This window comes from Terrabacter lapilli (genome assembly GCF_039531305.1).
GTDB classification, from domain to species: domain Bacteria; phylum Actinomycetota; class Actinomycetes; order Actinomycetales; family Dermatophilaceae; genus Terrabacter; species Terrabacter lapilli.
Window position 1 is genome coordinate 262,025 of record NZ_BAAAPU010000009.1, and the last position, 15,891, is coordinate 277,915.

The window sequence follows — 15,891 nt, forward strand, 5'->3', positions numbered from 1 at the left end:
TCACGCCGCCGACCGGGGGGTCACGACCTCGAACGACGCGTGGGCCGGTCGCGGTCGAGTCCGGGCCCCGTCGAGCCCGAACGGATCAGCGGGTGCGAAGGACCGCCACGTCGTGGCCGTCGAGCAGCACGCCGGTCCCATCGACGATCGGCGCGCGGGCCCACGAGGCGAGCACGTGCTCGACCTCGCCCTCGAACGGCACCAGCTGGGACCGTCCGGCGAAGTTGGCCACCACGTGCACCGCGCCCCGGGACAGGACCATCCACCGCGCGTCCTCGTCGAACCTGACCGACGTGGCACGCAGGTCGCCCGATGCCACGTCGGGCTGCGTGCGCCGCACGCGGATGAGCTGCCGGTAGAAATGCAGCATCTCGTTGTGGCCGGGGGCGTAGGGCTCCTGCCAGTCGAGCACGCTGTTGGCTCGCGTCGCCGGGTCCTGCGGGTCCGGCACGTCGGCCTCGTTCCAGCCGTGCGCCGCGAACTCGGCCCGCCTGCCGGAACGGACCGCGTCGGCCAGCCAGTCCTCGTCGAAGGAGGTGAAGAACGCGAAGGGGGTGCTCGCCCGCCACTCCTCACCCATGAAGACCATGGCCGTGAACGGGGACAGCAGGTAGAGAGCGGCCCCCACGGCCTGCTGCCCCGGAGAGACCTGGTCGCTGATGCGGTCGCCGGTGGCGCGGTTGCCCACCTGGTCGTGGGTCTGCAGGTAGGCCAGGAACTGGTGGCCCGACCGGGTCTCGCGGTCCAGGGGCGCACCCCACTCGCGGCCCCGGAAGGTGGACATGCGGCCGTCGTGGAGGAACGCGTCGGTCAGCGTCTTGGCCAGCACCGACAGCGGACCGCCGTCGGGCCAGGCCTCGGTGCCGCCGGCGAAGTCGGCGTAGTAGCCCTGGTCCTCGCCGGTCAGCGCCACGTGCAGCGCGTGGTGGATGTCGTCGTCCCACTGGGCCGTCATGCCGCGGCCGCCCTCGCTCGTCGGCGTCACCATGATGGCGTCGTTGAGGTCGCTCTCCGCGATGAGGTCGAGTGGCCGACCGAGCTCTTCTGCGAGAGAGGCGGTCTCGTCGGACAGCTGCGCGAGGATGTGCGGCTGCGACTCGTCGCGCAGCTCGTGCACCGCGTCGAGCCTCAGGGCGTCGACGTGGAAGTCGCGGAACCACCGCAGGGCGTTGTCCACGACCCAGCGCCGCACCTCCCGGCTGCCGTCGGCGTCGAGGTTGACCGCGGGCCCCCACGGCGTGGAGTGGGTGTCGGTGAAGTAGGGCCCGAAGTCGGCGAGGTAGTTCCCCGTCGGCCCGAGGTGGTTGTAGACCACGTCGAGGCAGACGCCGAGTCCCTGACCGTGGCACGCGTCCACGAAACGCTGGAAGGCAGCGGGCCCCCCGTAGGCCTGCTGCACGGCATACGGCGCCACCCCGTCGTAGCCCCAGCCGTGCGTGCCGCCGAAGGCCGCGACCGGCATGACCTCGACGACGTCGATGCCGAGGTCGACGAGGTGCCCCAGGTGGGCGATGGCGGCATCGAAGGTGCCCTCGGGCGTGAAGGTGCCGATGTGCAGCTCGTAGACGACACCACCGAGGACCCCACGGCCCTCGCGGGTGCCGCGCCAGTCGCCGTCGGTCCAGGCGTGCGCGGCCTCGTCGAAGGTGCGGCTCGGACCGTGGACGCCGTGCGGCAGCCAGGCCGAGCGCGGGTCGGGCCTCGGCTCGCCGCCGTCGATGCTGAAGGAGTAGTCCAGCGTGGCGTCGTCGGGCCGCGGCCACGTCCACCAGCCGCCCTCACCGGCGCTCATCGCGTGCCGGTCCGGGGCCGTCGTCGGCTGCGTGCCTGCGGGGTCGATCCGGGTGACGAGCACGTCGACGTGGGATGCGGCCGGCGCCCAGACGCTCAGCGTGTCACGAGTCATGGTCGGCCCGTACCCGCAGCAGCAGGGCAACCGGCAGCCCCTCGCCCACCAGCTCCGTCAACGGCTGCGGTCCCCCGTCCACGGCAGTGCCGGACAGCGCGTCGCGCCACGAGCCCTCGGGCAGGTGGACGGTCGCGTCGCCGAAGCCACCGGCATCCTGGAGGCGGCCGGCAAGGCGCGTCACCACCGTGACGACGTCGACGCCCTCGGTCGTGCCGCGCCCGAACGCGACGGCGTGCGGGGACGTCGACTCGAGCGGCACGTACGTGGCGTGGGCCCCGGTGAAGCTCTCGGGGTGCGCCCGGCGGGTGCGAAGCGCCGTGGCGGTGACGAGCAGCTTCTCGTCGTCCAGTCCCGAGGGCGCGGCGCCGCCGTCGAGGCGTGCCAGGCGCTCGCGCCGCCCGCCGTAGTCGACGAGGCGGCGGTTGTCGGGGTCGACGAGCGACAGGTCGACGACGTCGGTGCCCTGGTAGACGTCGGGGACGCCGGGCATCGTCAGCTGCACGAGCTTCTGACCGAGCACGGTGGCCCGCGTCTCGACAGCCGACTGCTCCACCCAGGTCTCGACGTGGCGCACCACGTCCGGGGTCGTGACGACACCGGACACGAACCGCTCGACGGCCGACTCGTACGCCTCGTTGGGCTCGGTCCACCGGGTGTAGAGCTTGGACTCGCGAATCGCCTTGAGGGCGTAGGCCTGCAGCCGCTCCTCCTCGATCGGCCACGCGCCGACGACGGTCTGCCACAGGAAGTACTCGGTGAGCGGGTCGAGCTCCTCGGAGCGGAAGGGCACCGCGAGCTCGCGGGCCTCACGCACCCACCGCGCCCAGGCATCGTGACGCTCTGCGAGGACGAAGAGGCGTGCGCGTACGTCCTCGGAGCGCTTGGTGTCGTGGGTCGAGAGCGTCGTCATCGACTGCGGCCAGGTCTCGAGGAGCCGGCCGGCGAAGTCGTGGAACTCCTCGGCGGAGACCCCCACCCGCGTCGGGTCACCGCCGACCTCGTTGAGCGCGACGAGCCGCACGTAGCGGTAGTACGCCGTGTCCTCGATGGCCTTGGCCATGGCCGGACCGCACGTCTGCTGGAACCGGACGAGGAACTCGTCGGCGGCCGACCGGTCGACGGGCTCGCCCTGGCCCAGCGCCAGGTCGAGGACGGCCTCGGCCACGCCGGCATCGAGAGGCGCGGAGCCGCTCTGCTCGCCGCGCTGCGCTGCAGCGCGGAGCTCCTCGGCGTCGTCGACACCCGCAGGCGTGTCGGGTCGCAGGTAGACGCGGTAGCGCTCCATCCCGACCAGCATCGCCTCGAGGACCGGGCGCACCGCGTCGGGGTCGAGGTCGGGACGCGCGCGCGCCACCAGGCGCAGCAGGCGGCTCACCTCGGTCGCCAGCATCACCTGCACGACCCAGCGCTTGGACTCGGTGACGATCTCGTGGAGGTCCTGGGTCGTGCCGAGCACCTCCGCGGACAGCTCGTCGAGCGGCTCGGCACCCGACGGGTCGACGAAGAGCCCGCCGACCCGGAGCAGGGCGTCGTAGCCGGTGGTGCCGGCGGTGCGCCAGGTCTGCGGCAGCGGCTCGTCGCCCTCGAGGATCTTCTCGACGACCACCCAGCTCTCGCCAGTCGCGCGAGCCAGCCGGTCGAGGTAGCCCTCGGGGTCGGCGAGGCCGTCCGGGTGGTCGATGCGCAGGCCGTCGATGGCCCCGGACCGGACGCCGTCGACGAGGAGCTGGTGCGTGGCGTCGAACACCTCGGGCTCCTCCACGCGCACGGCGATGAGGGAGGTGACGTCGAAGAAGCGCCGGTAGTTCAGCTCCGAGTCGCCGACGGTCCAGGGCGCGAGCCGGTAGTGCTGGGTGTCGAGCAGCTCACGCAGCGGCTTGTCCGTGTCGCTGCCCGGGGCCAATGGGAAGACGTGGTCGTAGTACGTCACGACCGGCTCGCCCTCGTGCTCCCCGAGCGTGATCTCGCCGGCGGCGAGCACCTCCTCGAGCGAGGAGCCCAGCACCGGCAGGAGGATCCGCCCCTCCTGGGCGTCCCAGTCGACGTCGAACCACGACGCGTACGCCGACTGCCGGCCCTCGCGCAGCACCGACCAGAGCGGCTGGTTCAGCCACAGCGGCGTGGGCGTGGTCATGTGGTTGGGCACGACGTCGACCACGACGCCGAGCCCGGCCGCGTGCGCCGCCTCCACCAGCCGCGCGAAGGCGTCGTCGCCCCCCAGGCCCTCGGCCACTCGGGAGTGGTCGACGACGTCGTAGCCGTGTTTCGAGCCCGAGGCGGCCTGCAGCACCGGGGACAGGTAGAGGTGCGTCACCCCGAGCCTGGCCAGGTGGTCGACCTGCGCCACCGCGTCCTCGAGGGTGAAGTCGGGCTCCAGCTGGAACCTGTGCGTCGAGACGGGGGCGCTGGCATACCTCACGCGGTGAGCTCCTCACTGAGTCCGGGGACGATGGTCGAGCCGTTCTCGCGGGGGCACCGCAGGACGACGATGCTGCGCGGCTGGACCTGGATCTGCCAGGTCGGCTCCAGCGTGGTGTCCTCCACCTCGTGCAGCGCGGTGTCGATGACCGGCACCCAGTGCGCGCCGTACTCCTCGTCGGGCAGGGTGAAGGTCAGCGGCTCGTGGTGGGCGTTGAACATCACGAGGAACGAGTCGTCGAGGATCTTCTGCCCGCGCGGGTCGGGCTCCGGGATGGCGGAGCCGTTGAGGAAGACCATGAGCGACCTGGCCATGGCGTCGCTCCAGGCCTCGTCGTCCATGTGCTGCGCCTCGGGGGTCAGCCACGCGATGTCACCGAGCTCGCTCTCGCCGCCGTGGTCGGCGCTGCCGGCGAAGAAGCGGCGGCGGCGGAACACGGGGTGGTCGCGGCGCAGTCGCACCAGCAGTTGGGTGAAGGCGAGCAGCTTCTGGTCGTCCTCGTCGAGCATCCACTGGATCCAGGAGATGTCGTTGTCCTGGCAGTAGCCGTTGTTGTTGCCGCCCTGCGTGCGGCCCAGCTCGTCGCCGTGCAGCAGCATCGGCACGCCCTGCGAGAAGAGCAGGGTCGTGAGGAAGTTGCGCTGCTGGCGCAGCCGCAGGTCACGGATCGCGGGGTCGTCGGTCGGGCCCTCGACGCCGCAGTTCCACGAGCGGTTGTGGCTCTCGCCGTCGTTGTTGTTCTCGCCGTTGGCCTCGTTGTGCTTCTCGTTGTAGGAGACGAGGTCGCGCAGCGTGAAGCCGTCGTGGGCGGTCACGAAGTTGATCGAGGCGATCGGCTTGCGGCCGGAGTGCTCGTAGAGGTCGCTGGACCCGGTGAAGCGGGAGGCGAACTCGGCCAGCGCCCCGCCCTCGCCGCGCCAGAAGTCGCGCACGGTGTCGCGGTACTTGCCGTTCCACTCCGTCCACAGGGGCGGGAAGCCACCGACCTGGTAGCCGCCCTCGCCGACGTCCCACGGCTCGGCGATGAGCTTGACCTGGCTGACCACCGGGTCCTGCTGGATGAGGTCGAAGAACGCCGACAGCTTGTCGACCTCGTGGAACTGACGGGCCAGGGTCGCGGCCAGGTCGAAGCGGAAGCCGTCGACGTGCATCTCGGTGACCCAGTAGCGCAGCGAGTCCATGATCAGCTGCAGCACGTGCGGGCTGCGCATGAGCAGGCTGTTGCCGGTGCCGGTCGTGTCGTAGTAGTGCGACAGGTCGTCGCTGACGAGCCGGTAGTAGCTGTTGTTGTCGAGGCCGCGGAACGCCAGCGTCGGGCCCATGTGGTTGCCCTCGGCGGTGTGGTTGTAGACCACGTCGAGGATGACCTCGATGTCGGCCTCGTGCAGGGCCTTGACCATGGCCTTGAACTCGAGCACCTGCTGCCCGCGCTGGCCGCCGGCGGCATACGCGTTGTGGGGTGCGAGGAAGCCGATGGTGTTGTAGCCCCAGTAGTTGGACAGGCCGCGGTCGACGAGCGGGGCGTCCTGCACGAACTGGTGCACCGGCATGAGCTCGACCGCCGTGATCCCGAGGTCGCGCAGGTGGTTGATCATCGCGGGGTGCGCGATCCCGGCGTAGGTGCCGCGGATCTCCTCGGGGATCTCCGGGTGCAGCATCGTCAGCCCCTTGACGTGGGCCTCGTAGATGATGCTCTCGTGGTACTCGTGCCGCGGCGGGCGGTCGTCGCCCCAGTCGAAGAAGGGGTTGATGACGACGGAGTGCATCGTGTGGCGCACGCTGTCGTCGGTGTTCATGTCGGTGGTCGTCGCGGCGTCCTCGTCACCGAAGGTGTACGAGTAGAGCGACTGGTCGTTCTCCGCCTGGCCCTCGATGGCCTTGGCGTAGGGGTCGAGCAGGAACTTGCTCGGGTTGCACCGGTGGCCGTTCTCCGGGTCGTAGGGCCCGTGCACCCGGAAGCCGTAGCGCTGCCCCGGCTGGATGTAGGGCACGTAGCCGTGCCAGACGAAGCCGTCGACCTCGGGCAGGTCGAGACAGGTCTCGTTCAGGTCCTCGTCGAGCAGGCACAGCTGGACGCGTTCGGCGACCTCGGAGAACACGGCGACGTTGACTCCGGATCCGTCGTACGTCGCTCCGAGGGGGTAGGGCTTGCCCGGCCAGATCTCCATGGACCTTCTTCCGTCGTTCGGTCGCGGCTCGGGGCCGCGGCGCCACGGCGTGTGGCGACAGGCGGACGACCCTGGCCGCACAGCGCATTCTTCCCTGTCGTGGCCGGTGGAGCGCAAGACGGGCCGTATGCCGGTCGGCGCGCCGCCGGGGCGAGGCGCCGACCGCACGCGGCCGAGAAGACGCTGCCGGGTCGGGCGTCCCTGTCCCCTGTACCCGATGGTGGCGGGCCGGAGACACCGGCCGCGCGGCCGGATCGGCGCTAGAGGGCGCCGCCCAGGGTCACGCCGCCGTCGATCGTCAGGGTCTGCCCCGTGACCCAGGACGCGTCGTCGCTGAGGAGGAAGCTGACGGCGCCCGCCACGTCCTCGGGGAGCCCGAGGCGCTTCATCGGGTACGCGCGTACGACCTTCTCCTCGCGCCCCTCGTAGAGCGCCTCGGCGAACTTCGTCTTGACGACGGCGGGAGCCACGGCGTTGACGCGCACGTCGGGGCCGAGCTCGTAGCCGAGCTCGGTGGTGAGGTGGATGAGCGCGGCCTTGGAGACGCCGTACCAACCGATGACCCCGCTGGCGCCCTGGCCCGCCACCGAGGCGAGGTTGACGACGGCGCCGGGGTGGTCGGCGTCCCCGAGCCCCGCGGCGACGGCCTTCTTGATCCACGAGAAGGCTGCCACGACGTTGACGTCCAGCACCTTGCGCGCGATGTCCAGACCGGAGTCGAGCATCGGCCCGTAGACAGGGTTGATCCCGGTGTTGTTGACGAGCAGGTGCAGCCCGCCGAAGGCCTCGCGTGCGGCGGCGATAACCTCGTCCTGGTGCTCCTCGTCGGCCGCGTTGCCGGCGATGCCCATGGCGTGCTCGGGGCCGCCGAGCTGGTCGACGGCCTCGGCGAGCGCCTCGGACTTGCGAGCCGTGATCACGACGCGGGCGCCCTCGTCGATGAGGCGCTGGGCGATGCCGAGGCCGATGCCCCGGCTGGCACCGGTGATGATCGCGACGGCGCCCTCGTGGCGTCCGCCGCTGCGGTGAGCCCCCATCAGAAGCCGAGGTCCCGGCCGATGAGCTCCTTCATGATCTCGTTGGACCCCGCCCAGATCTTCGTGACGCGGGCGTCGCGCCAGGCGCGGGCCACGCGGTACTCGTTCATGAAGCCGTAGCCGCCGTGCAGCTGGACGCAGTGGTCGAGCACGTCGTTCTGCACCTGCGAGCTCCACCACTTGGCCTTGGCGGCGTCGACGGCGGAGAGCTTGCCCTCGGCGTGGGCCGCGACGCAGTCGTCGACGTAGGCCTCGGCGACCTCGATCTTGGTCACGAGCTCGGCCATGAGGAACTTGTTGTGCTGGAAGGCGCCGATCGGCTGGCCGAAGGCCTTGCGGTCCTTGGCGTACTGGATGGTCTCCTCGAGGATCGCCTTGGCGTGGGCGACGTTGGACACGGCCGCCCCGACGCGCTCCTGGGGCAGGCGCTGCATCATCGCGATGAAGCCCATCCCCTCCTCGCCGAGGCGGTTCTCGTCGGGGACGCGGACGTTCTCGAAGAAGAGCTCGGCCGTGTCGGACTCGTCCATGCCGACCTTGTCGAGCTTGCGGCCGTTGACGAAGCCCTCCATGCCGCGCTCGACCATGAGCAGGGTGATGCCCTTGGCGCCCTTGGACGGGTCGGTGCGGGCCGCGACGATGACGAGGTCGGCCTGGTAGCCGTTGGTGATGAAGGTCTTGGAGCCGTTGAGGATCCAGCTGTCGCCGTCGCGGACCGCGGTGGTCTTGAGGGCCGCGAGGTCGGAGCCGCCGGAGGGCTCGGTCATCGCGATCGCGCAGATCAGCTCACCGCTCGCCATGCCGGGCAGCCAGCGCTGCTTCTGCTCCTCGGTGCCGAGGTCGACGATGTAGGGCGGGCAGACGTCGGAGTGGATGCCGAAGCACGAGCTCGTCGCGGCGTTGAAGCGTGACATCTCCTCGGCCACGACGGCGTTGAAGCGGTAGTCGTCGACGCCGGCGCCGCCGTACTCCTCAGGGATGTCGAGGCCGAAGAAGCCCTGCTTGCCGGCCTCGAGCCAGATGTCGCGCGGGATCGACTTGCCCTGGATCATCTCCTCGGCGCGGGGGGCGAGCGTGCGGGCGACGAACTCGCGCGCCGACGCGCGCATCGCCTCGTGGTCGTCGTCGTAGATGTTGCGGGGCATCGGTCCTCCATCGGGCGTGCTCACGGGTGCGGCGCGCTGGTACCCGCCGGTAACTAAGCGCTTGCTTAGTCTCCCTCCCCTGCGGCATGCTGTCAACGTGCGACAGCCCACCTCGACGCCGCGCCCGACCGAGCGCACGACCCCGCCCGCCGGCCGGACCTCCGACCCCGACGCGTCGACCGTCGAGCGGCTCCTGCAGGCCGCCGCGCAGGCCTTCGCCGACAAGGGCTTCCACGCCACGACGACGCGCGACATCGCCTCGGGCGCGGGCCTGTCCCCCGCCGGGGTCTACGTGCACTTCGGCTCCAAGGAGGAGCTGCTCTTCGCCCTGAGCCGCAGCGGCCACGAGTCCGCGCTGCGACTGCTGCGCGCGGCGATCTCGGAGGGACACACCCCGGCGGACCAGCTCGCCAACGTCATGGCGCGCTTCTCGGAGTGGCACGTCGAGCAGTACCAGGTCGCTCGCGTCGTGCAGTACGAGCACCACCACCTCACGCCCGAGCACCACGCCGATGTCCTCGCCCTGCGCAAGGAGATGGACGCCCTGGTCCGCGACGTGCTCGACCGCGGGGTCGCCGACGGCACCTTCTCGGTCGACGAGAGCGCCGGCAGCGCCGCCACGGCCCTGGCCCTGCTGTCCATCGTCGTCGACGTGGCGCGCTGGTACTCCCCGACGATCCGCCGGACGCCCACCGAGATCGGTGCGACGAACGCCATGCTCGCGCTGCGCCTCGTGGGCGCCGGGCACTGACCGGTGTCGTCCGGTGTCGCCGGGCACTCGGTGCTCCAGGTGCCGGTGCCGCAGCTCGAGCCCTTCGTCCTCTCCCGCACGCGCCACTACGACACGGACTACGTCTCTGCCGACCCCCGCTTCGTGCATGCGCACGTCACGGCGCTCGGACCCTTCCTCGACACCGTCGCCCTGACCGACGAAGCGCTCGACCTGGTCGGTGGGATCGCCTGTGCCACAGGACCATTCGAGTTCACCCTGGAGTCGGTCGACACCTTCCCGAACGGCATCATCCACCTGCTGCCCGAGCCGGCGCACCCCTTCGCCAGGCTCACCGGAGCCCTGTGGGACGCCTTCCCTCAGTGCCCTCCGTATGCCGGCGCCTTCGCCGACGTCGTCCCGCACCTCACCCTCGACGCCCTCTCGGACGACGTCACCGAGGAGTCGACGCGGGCACTCGTCAGCGGCCACGTCCCGGCGCGCTGCCGGGCCGACCGGCTCGACCTCGCCTGGTACGAGCCGGGCGGCTGCCGCGTGCTGCGGTCCTGGCCGCTCGGCGCGTGAGGGTCAGCAGCTCGTCGACCCGAGGGCGTCCGCAGGCGTGACCTGCGCAGCCTCGCGACCGGCGGGCACAGTCCGGCCGGCGGCCCCGAGGTCGACGGTCAGCCGCGGAAGGAAGAACTGCACGAGCGGCCCGATCGACACGGCATACACGATGGTGCCGAGACCGACGGGGCCGCCGAGCAGCCAGCCCACGGCGAGGACGACGAGCTCGATCGTCGTGCGGACGAGCCGGATCGAGAGACCCGACCGGCGGGCGACGCCGGTCATCAGGCCGTCGCGCGGGCCGGGACCGAGCTGGCTGCCGATGTAGAGGCCGCCGGCCACGCCGTTGAGGACGATGCCGGAGGCCAGGAGCAGGACGCGGGCCCACAGGGCCTGCGGCGGCGCGATGAGGGCGAGGCCGGCGTCGGCGGCGAGGCCGATGACCACGACGTTGGCCACTGTCCCGAGACCCGGCCACTGCCGCAGCGGCACCCAGAGGAGGAGCACGAGGGCGCCGACGATGATCGTCACCTGGCCGAAGGTCAGCGGCACGTGCGTGGCCAGGCCTGCGTGGAAGACGTCCCAGGGGTCCAGGCCGAGCGTCGAGCGGATCATCATCGCCATTGAGACGCCGTAGAGGACCAGTCCGACGAGCAGCTGCCCGGTGCGACGCGGCAGGCGGCCGGCGCGCAGCTGCTGCCGGGGGCTGAGGTTGGCCAGGGGCACTCGACGTCTCATGGGGCCAGTCTGCCGCTGACTGGACCTGGATTTGAGGGCCAGTTGTGGGACGGTGGACCTCATGCGCACCATCTCGGCCCGGTCACTGGCCCTGCTCCTCGGCACCGACCCGCTGCCCCGCCCTGCCTACCGGGCGCTCGCCGACGGCATACGCCGGCTCGTCTGCGACGGGCGGGTCCTCGTCGGCACGCGGCTGCCGAGCGAACGCACCCTCACGACGGAGCTGGGCCTCAGCCGCACGACCGTCGGCGCTGCGCTCGACGCCCTGCGCGACGAGGGGTTCGTCTCGACCCGCCGCGGGTCCGGCAGCGTCGTGTGCCTCCCCGCAGGACCCTCGGGACTCGCGCTCTCGCAGGCAGGCCTCATCCCGACCGACGTGCCGCCCGACGTCATCGACCTGACGTATGCCGCCCTCCCGGCCGCCGCCGGGGTCACCGCCGCCTACGAGCGTGCGCTGCTCGAGCTGCCGCGCTTCCTCGCGACCGCCGGCTACGACCCGCGCGGCCTGCCCGAGACCCGGCGGGCGGTCGCGGGGTGGTTCGAGGGGCGAGGGCTGCCGACCACGCCGGACCAGGTGGTCATCACCTCAGGGGCCCACGGCGGGCTCTCGGCCGTCCTGCGGGCCCGGCTCGAGGTCGGTGACCGCGTCGTCGTCGAGAGCCCTACCTACCCCAATGCCATTGTGGGAGTGAGGCGTTCGGCCTACCGCCCCGTCGCCGCCCAGCTGACGCCGACGGGCTGGGACGTCGACGCGATCGAGGTGGCGGTGCGCCAGAGTGGTGCTCGAGCGGCCTACCTCATCCCCGACCACCAGAACCCGACCGGGCTCGTCATGGACGACCCGACCCGGGCGGCGCTCGGGGCAGTCCTCGCCCGGTCCCGGGTCGTCCCGGTCGTCGACGAGACCTTCGTCGAGCTCGGCCTCGACGAGCAGGTTCTCGGTCCGCGACCGGCGCCGTTCGCGGCCTCGTCGCGCGACACCCACACCCTCGGCAGCGCCGGCAAGACGTGGTGGGGCGGCCTGCGCGTCGGCTGGGTCCGTGCACCGGCGGGCGGGGTGGAGCCCGTCATCGAGGCGCGCCACAGCCTCGACCTCGGCACGGCGATCCTCGAGCAGCTCGTCGTCGCCGACCTCATCACCCGGGGCGAGGCGCTCCTCGCCGAACGACGCCGGGAGGCCCGCGCCCGGCGGGACGCGCTCGTCACGGCCTTGCGCCGGCACGTGCCCGACTGGCGCTTCGACGTGCCCACCGGAGGGCTCAACCTCTGGTGCGAGCTGCCCGAGGCCCGCAGCGACCAGCTCGCCCGGGTGGCCGAGCAGGCCGGCGTCCGCCTGGCCCGGGGCGGCCAGTTCGGGGTCGAGGGCGGTCTCGCGCGGTGGTTGCGGGTGCCCTTCTGCGTCGCGCCGGACGAGGCCGACGAGGTGGGCCGGCGACTCGCGACGGCCTGGCAGCTGGCGCTTCGCGAGCGTCCGACGACGCGCGAGGTCACTCCGCTCATCGCGTGATTCGAGGGCCCGGCTGCGAGACTGGCGCGGTGAGCAACGACGCGTCCCGGCACGTCACCTCGTGCCGGTGGGAGCAGGGCGTGCTGGTGGAGCAGGGGTTCGCCCTCGAGGACCTCTCGGAGCACCTGGCGCGGGACGGTTCGCTGGTCTGGGTCGACGTCTGCGAGCCCGACGGTGCCGTGCTGGCCGTCCTCGCGGACGAGCTGGGCCTCGACCCGCACGCGGTCGAGGACGCCGTGTCGGCCGGCGAGCGTCCCAAGGCGACGCGGCACGCACGCCACACCTTCCTCACCGTCTACGCCACCCGTCTGGAGGCTCCGGGCCGCGACCCGACCGACCCGACGTCGCGGCTGCGCCTGACCCGCATCTCCGCCTTCGTGCTGCCCCGCGGCGTGATCACGGTTCGCCGGAGCGCCGACTTCGACATGGACCCGGTGTTCGAGCGCTGGAACGAGGACCCGGAGCTGCTGCGGCTCGGCGTCGGAGCCCTCGTCCACGGCCTGCTCGACACCGTCGTCGACGGCCACTTCGAGGCGATCCAGCAGCTCGACGACGCCATCGAGGGGATCGAGGACCTGCTCTTCGACGAGCGGGGCCAGATGCACGCGGTGCAGGTGCGCACCTACCGGCTGCGCAAGGAGCTCGTCGAGCTGCGCCGCGTCGTGCTGCCGATGCGTGACGTCGTCAACGCCGTGCTTCGCCACCGGGGCGAGCTCGACCAGCGCCATGCCGAGCTCGACGGCTTCTACGACGACCTCTACGACCACGTCCTGCGCGCTGCCGAGTGGACCGAGTCCCTGCGGGACATGGTCACGACGGTGTTCGAGACCAACCTGTCGCTCCAGGACGCGCGGCTCAACACCGTCATGAAGAAGCTCACCGGCTGGGCCGCGATCATCGCGGTGCCCACGGCGGTCACCGGGTGGTTCGGCCAGAACATCCCCTACCCCGGCTTCGGCCGCCCGTGGGGCGTGCTGTTCAGCGCCGGCATCATCGCCGCAGTGGGGATCACCCTCTTCGGCGTCTTCCGCCGCAAGGGCTGGATCTAGCGCACGGCCACCGCGCCAGGGTCTGACACGGTGGCCGTCTTCGGGTGCTCTTGCCTCTCTGGGCTGGAGCGGCGCGTGACCGTCAGTCGCGCGTCAGCTTCCGGTAGGTGACGCGGTGGGGGCGCGCGGCCTCGGGGCCGAGGCGCTCGACCTTGTTGGCCTCGTAGGACTCGAAGTTGCCCTCGAACCAGTACCAGCTCGACGGGTTCTCCTCGGTGCCCTCGTAGGCGAGGATGTGGGTCGCCACGCGGTCGAGGAACCACCGGTCGTGCGAGATCACGACGGCGCAGCCCGGGAAGTCGAGCAGGGCGTTCTCGAGCGAGCCGAGGGTCTCGACGTCGAGGTCGTTGGTCGGCTCGTCGAGCAGGAGCAGGTTGCCGCCCTGCTTGAGGGTGAGCGCGAGGTTGAGGCGGTTGCGCTCACCGCCGGACAGCACGCCCGAGAGCTTCTGCTGGTCAGGACCCTTGAAGCCGAACTGCGAGACGTAGGCGCGTGACGGGATCTCGACCTGTCCGACCTTGATGTAGTCGAGGCCGTCGGAGACGATCTCCCACAGGTTCTTCGTCGGGTCGAGGCCCTCGCGGCCCTGGTCGACGTAGGAGATCTTGACGGTCTCGCCGATCTTCACCTCGCCGGCGTCGGGCTGCTCGAAGCCGACGATCGTCTTGAAGAGCGTCGACTTGCCGACACCGTTGGGGCCGATGACACCGACGATGCCGTTGCGCGGCAGGGAGAACGAGAGGTTGTCGATGAGGACGCGGTCGCCGAAGCCCTTGCGGAGGTTGTTGACCTCGATGACCGTCGAGCCCAGGCGCGGGCCCGGCGGGATCTGGATCTCCTCGAAGTCGAGCTTGCGGGTCCGCTCGGCCTCGGCCGCCATCTCCTCGTAGCGGGCCAGTCGCGCCTTGCTCTTGGCCTGGCGGCCCTTGGCGTTGCTGCGGACCCACTCGAGCTCCTGCTTGAGGCGCTTCTGGAGCTTCTGGTCCTTCTTGCCCTGCACCTGGAGGCGCTCGGACTTCTTCTCGAGGTAGGTCGAGTAGTTGCCCTCGTAGGGGTAGAGCCGGCCGCGGTCGACCTCGGCGATCCACTGGGCCACGTTGTCGAGGAAGTAGCGGTCGTGCGTCACCGCGATGACGGCGCCGGCGTAGGACTCGAGGTGCTGCTCGAGCCACTGCACCGACTCGGCGTCCAGGTGGTTGGTGGGCTCGTCGAGCAGCAGCAGGTCGGGCTTCTGCAGGAGCAGCTTGCACAGCGCCACCCGGCGGCGCTCGCCGCCGGAGAGGGTCGTGACGGGCGAGTCCGGCGGCGGGCAGCGCAGCGCGTCCATCGCCTGCTCGAGCTGGCTGTCGAGGTCCCAGGCGTCGGCGTGGTCGATGTCCTCCTGCAGCTTGCCCATCTCGGTCAGCAGCGCGTCGTAGTCGGCGTCGGGGTCGGCCATCTCGGCGGAGATCTCGTTGTAGCGGTCGAGCTTCGCCTTGATCTCGCCGGCGCCCTCCTCGACGTTGCCGAGGACGGTCTTCTCCTCGTTGAGCGGCGGCTCCTGGAGCAGGATGCCGACGCTCGCGCCGGGCGCCAAGCGTGCCTCGCCGTTGCTCGGCTGGTCGAGTCCGGCCATGATCTTGAGGATCGTGGACTTGCCGGCGCCGTTGGGGCCGACCATGCCGATCTTCGCGCCGGGGTAGAACGACATCGACACGTCGTCGAGGATGACCTTCTCGTTGTGTGCCTTGCGCGCACGGGTCATGGTGTAGATGTACTCGGCCATGCGCAGAAGGCTATCTGTCGGCGAGCGCGGCACCGAATCGGTGTCCGCGCTCGCGGACGTGCGGCGGTCAGCCCCGTAGCGGGGCCCGGTGCCGCGCCAGGTGGGCGGGCTCAGGTGGTCGGGCTCAGGGGTGGGCCCGTGCTCAGGCGCTGAGCCTGTCGATGACCTCGTAGTCGTCCGTCTCGGGGTCGCCGGTCGCGAGGACCCCCGCGCCGTCGCTCGGCCCCTCGTCGGACAGGTCGTGCTGCGGGTCGTAGTCGTCGTCGACGACCCCGTCGGCGTCGACGTGGGCGGGCCGCTGCTCGAGGGAGTCGCCCTCGGCGAGCGCCCGCACCGTCGCCTGGACGTCAGGGTCGGCCGTGCGGTCGTGCCCGAGCGCTGCCGCCCGGCTCACCCGCTCGAAGCTCGCGCGGCCCCACGAGAGGTCGTGGCCGATGTGGTCGGCGTCGATCTCGGGCGAGGTGCGCGGCTGGCCGTCGTTGCTGACGTAGTTCTTGATCGCGAGCTTGCCCTCGACGATGACGGGGTGGCCCTTGCGCAGCGCCGTGGCGGCGTTGGCGGCGAGCGCGTTGAAGGCGATGACGTTGTAGAAGCTCGTCTCACCGTCGACGAAGCGGCCGTCGGCCGTGCGGCGGTAGGGCGTGGTGGCGATGCGGAAGGTCGTGTAGGGACTGCCGTTGCGGGCGCGCCGCTCGACGGGCTCGGAGACGACGTTGCCGTGCACGGTGATGCGGGTCTCGTTCATGAGCTGCTCCTGGGAGTGGGTCCGGGCGGCCCTGCGCCGCCTGGACCCACCCTCGGCCCGGACCGCCCCGAGCGGCAGTGGTCACTCGCGCCCTGTGGACAGCGCCACGTCCTGCCGGGTGGGTGTGGACGAA

Annotated in this window: 12 protein-coding genes; 4 read left to right on the plus strand and 8 right to left on the minus strand. The window is 71.3% G+C overall.

Going from position 1 to position 15,891, the window contains the following annotated elements; genetic code table 11:
- Nucleotides 1-85: 85 nt before the first annotated feature.
- From treZ to ABD241_RS16150, 5 genes are all read right to left on the minus strand, one after another.
- Nucleotides 86-1,906, minus strand: coding sequence for a malto-oligosyltrehalose trehalohydrolase (treZ, locus tag ABD241_RS16130; RefSeq protein WP_344064857.1), 1,821 nt, complete (start codon nt 1,904-1,906; stop codon nt 86-88).
- Nucleotides 1,896-4,328: a malto-oligosyltrehalose synthase gene (gene treY / locus ABD241_RS16135; protein WP_344064860.1), complete on the minus strand. Its 2,433-nt coding sequence runs from the start codon at nt 4,326-4,328 to the stop codon at nt 1,896-1,898. Before treY ends, treZ begins: the two co-directional genes overlap by 11 nt.
- Entirely contained in the window at nt 4,325-6,496 is a 2,172-nt protein-coding gene (gene glgX, locus ABD241_RS16140) for a glycogen debranching protein GlgX (protein WP_344064862.1), read from the minus strand. Before glgX ends, treY begins: the two co-directional genes overlap by 4 nt.
- Nucleotides 6,497-6,756: 260 nt before the next feature.
- Nucleotides 6,757-7,533 (minus strand): SDR family oxidoreductase, encoded by a 777-nt coding sequence (locus ABD241_RS16145; protein WP_344064865.1) that lies wholly within the window; start codon nt 7,531-7,533, stop codon nt 6,757-6,759.
- Nucleotides 7,533-8,678: an acyl-CoA dehydrogenase family protein gene (locus ABD241_RS16150; protein WP_344064868.1), complete on the minus strand. Its 1,146-nt coding sequence runs from the start codon at nt 8,676-8,678 to the stop codon at nt 7,533-7,535. Before ABD241_RS16150 ends, ABD241_RS16145 begins: the two co-directional genes overlap by 1 nt.
- A 97-nt stretch (nt 8,679-8,775) precedes the next feature.
- Here ABD241_RS16150 and ABD241_RS16155 point away from each other — a divergent pair, with 97 nt between their 5' ends.
- Nucleotides 8,776-9,429: a TetR/AcrR family transcriptional regulator gene (locus ABD241_RS16155; protein ID WP_344064871.1), complete on the plus strand. Its 654-nt coding sequence runs from the start codon at nt 8,776-8,778 to the stop codon at nt 9,427-9,429.
- A 3-nt stretch (nt 9,430-9,432) separates the two neighbouring features.
- Entirely contained in the window at nt 9,433-9,972 is a 540-nt protein-coding gene (locus ABD241_RS16160; protein ID WP_344064874.1) for a 2'-5' RNA ligase family protein, read from the plus strand.
- 3 nt (nt 9,973-9,975) lie between these two features.
- On the opposite strand, the gene yczE is transcribed toward ABD241_RS16160, so the two are convergent.
- Nucleotides 9,976-10,692 carry a membrane protein YczE gene (gene yczE / locus ABD241_RS16165; RefSeq protein WP_344064877.1) on the minus strand — a complete coding sequence of 239 codons (717 nt, stop codon included), beginning with the start codon at nt 10,690-10,692 and terminating at the stop codon, nt 9,976-9,978.
- A 61-nt stretch (nt 10,693-10,753) separates the two neighbouring features.
- Between yczE and yczR the strand changes: the two genes are divergently transcribed.
- Nucleotides 10,754-12,199: a MocR-like transcription factor YczR gene (gene yczR, locus ABD241_RS16170; RefSeq protein ID WP_344064880.1), complete on the plus strand. Its 1,446-nt coding sequence runs from the start codon at nt 10,754-10,756 to the stop codon at nt 12,197-12,199.
- 29 nt (nt 12,200-12,228) lie between these two features.
- The gene (locus ABD241_RS16175) at nt 12,229-13,248 is read left to right on the plus strand and encodes a magnesium transporter CorA family protein (protein WP_344064883.1); all 1,020 of its coding nucleotides are present in this window, start codon (nt 12,229-12,231) and stop codon (nt 13,246-13,248) included.
- An 82-nt stretch (nt 13,249-13,330) separates the two neighbouring features.
- On the opposite strand, the gene ettA is transcribed toward ABD241_RS16175, so the two are convergent.
- Both ettA and ABD241_RS16185 read right to left on the minus strand, forming a co-directional pair.
- On the minus strand, nt 13,331-15,013 hold the full coding sequence (gene ettA / locus ABD241_RS16180) for an energy-dependent translational throttle protein EttA (protein ID WP_344064886.1): 1,683 nt from the start codon (nt 15,011-15,013) through the stop codon (nt 13,331-13,333).
- Between the two features lie 142 nt (nt 15,014-15,155).
- Complete coding sequence (locus tag ABD241_RS16185; protein WP_344064889.1) at nt 15,156-15,758, minus strand: single-stranded DNA-binding protein; 603 nt, start codon at nt 15,756-15,758, stop codon at nt 15,156-15,158.
- Nucleotides 15,759-15,891: the final 133 nt, after the last annotated feature.

What these genes read in the sequence shown, in the direction of transcription:
- treZ (WP_344064857.1), bottom strand. Translation starts at nt 1,906, where the DNA reads ATGACTCGTGACACGCTGAGCGTCTGGGCGCCGGCCGCATCCCACGTC.
- glgX (WP_344064862.1), bottom strand. Translation starts at nt 6,496, where the DNA reads ATGGAGATCTGGCCGGGCAAGCCCTACCCCCTCGGAGCGACGTACGAC.
- ABD241_RS16145 (WP_344064865.1), bottom strand. Translation starts at nt 7,533, where the DNA reads ATGGGGGCTCACCGCAGCGGCGGACGCCACGAGGGCGCCGTCGCGATC.
- ABD241_RS16150 (WP_344064868.1), bottom strand. Translation starts at nt 8,678, where the DNA reads ATGCCCCGCAACATCTACGACGACGACCACGAGGCGATGCGCGCGTCG.
- yczE (WP_344064877.1), bottom strand. Translation starts at nt 10,692, where the DNA reads ATGAGACGTCGAGTGCCCCTGGCCAACCTCAGCCCCCGGCAGCAGCTG.
- yczR (WP_344064880.1), top strand. Translation starts at nt 10,754, where the DNA reads ATGCGCACCATCTCGGCCCGGTCACTGGCCCTGCTCCTCGGCACCGAC.
- ettA (WP_344064886.1), bottom strand. Translation starts at nt 15,013, where the DNA reads ATGGCCGAGTACATCTACACCATGACCCGTGCGCGCAAGGCACACAAC.
- ABD241_RS16185 (WP_344064889.1), bottom strand. Translation starts at nt 15,758, where the DNA reads ATGAACGAGACCCGCATCACCGTGCACGGCAACGTCGTCTCCGAGCCC.